The sequence below is a fragment of the Ruegeria sp. O5 genome (assembly GCF_056535105.1).
The window spans coordinates 1-1,946 of record NZ_JBQERN010000046.1; the positions used below are offsets into that span (position 1 = coordinate 1).

The window sequence follows — 1,946 nt, forward strand, 5'->3', positions numbered from 1 at the left end:
GTTTTGGTTGCGGGTTTGGTGGTGAGGTCTTATTTAGCGTGTTTGGATGTTGGGATGGGTTGGTGTGCCGCAGGGTTGCATCTGTCCTTTAGGCGCGGCGGGATATGGGGTATCTGGGCGTGCGCACCGTTTCACGGATTTGGAGAACGCAATGATGAAGCGCGCCTGGAACAAGTGGCGATCGGGCTATATGGGCCGGCTTGTCGGTGAGAGCTTTTATGCGCAGGGCGGGCTTTACGGCGTTGCGATCCTGGCGATGATCGCGGTGGCGGTCACCACCGCCGGCTCGGCTTACATGATGGAATATATCGTTGATGCCATGACCAGCCCGGAATTGCGGGGATGGGCGCATGTCATTGCGCTGGGGGTTGTGCTTCTGTTCCTGACCAAGGCGGTGGCCTCGTATATTCAGGCCGTCTTTCTGGCGCGCGCGGGCAACCGGATTGTGGCCCAGCAGCAGGAGAAGCTGTACCGCAAGCTGGTCCGGCACGGGGTGTCGTTCTTTTCGACCAATGAATCATCGGATTTGCTGATGCGCACGACCAATGGCGCGCAATCGGCCCGGGGCCTGATCGATGTTCTGGTCACCGGGTTTGTCCGCGATGCCCTGACCCTGGTCGGCCTGATTGTGGTCATGGTGTATCAGCAGCCGGTCCTGTCGGTGATGTTCTTTGTGGTGGGCCCGGTTGCCCTGCTGGGGGTGCGGTATCTGCTGAAAAGCGTCCGCTCGATCATGCAGGCCGAGTTCAAATCGCTGGCCGAGATCATCCGGGTGCTGCAGGAGACCTCGGCGGGGATCAAGGTGATCAAGGTGTTTGCGCTTGAAGATCGCATGATCGACCGAATGGAGACCGCGATCCGGAAGGTCGAACAGCGCTCGAACGACATCGCCCGGCTGCAGGCCATTGCCAGCCCGCTGATGGAGTTTCTGGCCGGTCTGGCGGTTGCCGGGGTTCTCATTGTCAGCACGATGGGCATCGCGGGCACCGAACAGCCGACCGCGGGTCAGTTGATGTCCTTCATCACCGCTTTGCTGATGGCCTATGAACCCGCCAAGCGCCTGTCCAGGATGCGGGTCCAGATTGAAACCTGCATGGTCGGTGTCGGCCTGTTGTTCAGCCTGCTGGATCAGGAGGACACGATGGTGGAAAGCCCCCGGGCCCGTGACCTGAGTGACGGCCCCGGACAGATCACGCTGCGCAATGTGACCTTTGGCTATCAGGGCACGGTGCCGGTGATCGACAACATGAGCGCCACTTTCGAGGCCGGGAAAACCACGGCCCTTGTCGGCCAGTCCGGTGGTGGCAAATCCACGTTGTTTGGCCTGATCATGCGGTTTTACGACCCCGATCAGGGCAGCGTCGAGATCGATGGCCAGGACCTGAGGGATGTCAGCTTTGCCTCGCTGCGGCGGAAAATCTCGTATGTCGGTCAGGACACGTTCCTGTTCTCGGCCTCGGTGATGGACAACCTGCGCTGCTCGGCACCCGAGGCGAGCGATGAAGAGGTGATCGCGGCAGCCCGGGCCGCACATGCGCATCAGTTCATCACAGACCTGCCGCAGGGCTATGAGACCCCGGTGGGCGAAAACGGAACCTTTCTGTCGGGCGGTCAGAAACAGCGCATCGCGATTGCCCGCGCCATTCTGCGCAAGGCCGAAATCCTGCTGCTGGACGAGGCCACAAGCGCGCTGGACGCGGAATCGGAATCGCTGGTCAAAGAGGCGCTGGACGCCCTGACACAGGATGTCACCGTCATCGTCATCGCCCACCGCCTGTCAACCGTGCTGGAGGCAGACAAGATCATCGTCATCCAGGACGGCACTATCGCCGAACAGGGAAACCTCGACCAACTCATGCAGAAAAACGGACCCTTCAAAAACCTCTTCGACCAACAGTTCAATAAACACAAACAAAAACAAAAAGTCGCTCAGTAATGAGAGGGGG

The 1,946-nt window shown here is 60.0% G+C and carries 1 protein-coding gene; it reads left to right on the plus strand.

Going from position 1 to position 1,946, the window contains the following annotated elements:
• Window positions 1–151: 151 nt before the first annotated feature.
• Window positions 152–1,936 (plus strand): ABC transporter ATP-binding protein, encoded by a 1,785-nt coding sequence (locus ACR0M3_RS20000; protein WP_480912412.1) that lies wholly within the window; start codon window positions 152–154, stop codon window positions 1,934–1,936.
• Window positions 1,937–1,946: the final 10 nt, after the last annotated feature.